The sequence below is a fragment of the Methylibium sp. T29 genome, assembly GCF_000576205.1.
Taxonomy (GTDB): domain Bacteria; phylum Pseudomonadota; class Gammaproteobacteria; order Burkholderiales; family Burkholderiaceae_C; genus Methylibium; species Methylibium petroleiphilum.
In genome coordinates this window covers 1-1,289 of record NZ_AZND01000500.1, presented here as the reverse complement: position 1 = coordinate 1,289, position 1,289 = coordinate 1, and the positions used below count along the sequence as shown (strand labels likewise).

Annotated in this window: 1 pseudogene; it reads left to right on the top strand. The window is 71.7% G+C overall.

Annotated features, from left to right (window positions below):
• Positions 1-1,289, top strand: a pseudogene (gene mutS, locus x551_RS22370) (DNA mismatch repair protein MutS); the annotation flags it as partial.

The following is a 1,289-nucleotide window of genomic DNA, read 5'->3' as shown; positions in this document are numbered from 1 at the left end:
CTGCCCGCGCTGCGCGACGGCGTGCCGCGCGACAGCGCGCTGCTGGCCGATCTGGCACAGCAGCTCTCGCCGCCCCGGAGATCGCCGACCTGCTGCAGCGCGCCATCGCCGACGAGCCGGCGGTGCTGTTGCGCGACGGCGGCGTCATCGCAACGGGCCACGACGCCGCGCTCGACGAGCTGCGCGGCATTGCGCAGAACTGCGACGCCTTCCTGCTGGACCTGGAGGCGCGCGAGCGCAACCGCACGGGCATCGCCAACCTGCGCGTGCAGTTCAATCGCGTGCACGGCTTCTACATCGAGGTCACGCAGGGCCAGGTCGACAAGGTGCCGGCCGACTACCAGCGCCGCCAGACGCTGAAGAACGCCGAGCGCTACATCACGCCGGAGCTGAAGGCCTTCGAAGACAAGGCGCTGTCGGCACAGGAGCGTGCTCTGGCGCGCGAGAAGCTGCTGTACGACGGCGTGCTCGATGCGCTGCAGCCGCAGCTGGCCGCGCTGGGCGCCGTGGCGCGCGCGCTGGCCAGTCTGGACGCGCTGGCCGCGCTGGCCGAGCGCGCGGCGGTGCTGAACTGGTGCTGCCCGGAGTTCGTGAGCCAGCCTTGCATCGAGATCGAGCAAGGCCGCCATCCGGTCGTCGAGGCGCGGCTGGCCGAGACCGGCGGCGGTGGCTTCATCCCCAACGACTGCCGGCTCGACGCCAACCGCCGCATGCTGGTGATCACCGGTCCCAACATGGGCGGCAAGTCGACCTTCATGCGCCAGGTGGCGCTGGTGGTGCTGCTCGCCGCGATGGGCTCCTACGTGCCGGCCGCAGCCTGCCGGCTTGGCCCGGTCGACGCCATCCACACCCGCATCGGCGCGGCCGACGACCTGGCGAACGCACAGTCGACCTTCATGCTCGAGATGACTGAGGCGGCGGCCATCGTCCACGGCGCCACCGAGCACTCGCTGGTGCTGATGGACGAGATCGGCCGCGGCACCTCCACGTTCGACGGCCTGGCGCTGGCCGGGGCGATCGCCAGCCAGCTGCACGACCGCAACCGCGCCTTCACGCTGTTCGCCACCCACTATTTCGAGCTGACCGCCTTCCCCGAGAAGCACCCGCGTGCGCTGAACGTGCACGTCAGCGCGGCAGAGTCGCACACCGGCCACGGCGACGACATCGTGTTCCTGCACGAGATCCAGCCCGGCCCGGCCAGCCGCAGCTACGGCGTGCAGGTGGCGCGGCTGGCCGGCATGCCGGCGCCGCTGTTGCGCCAGGCGCGCGCGACGCTGGAGGCGCTGGAG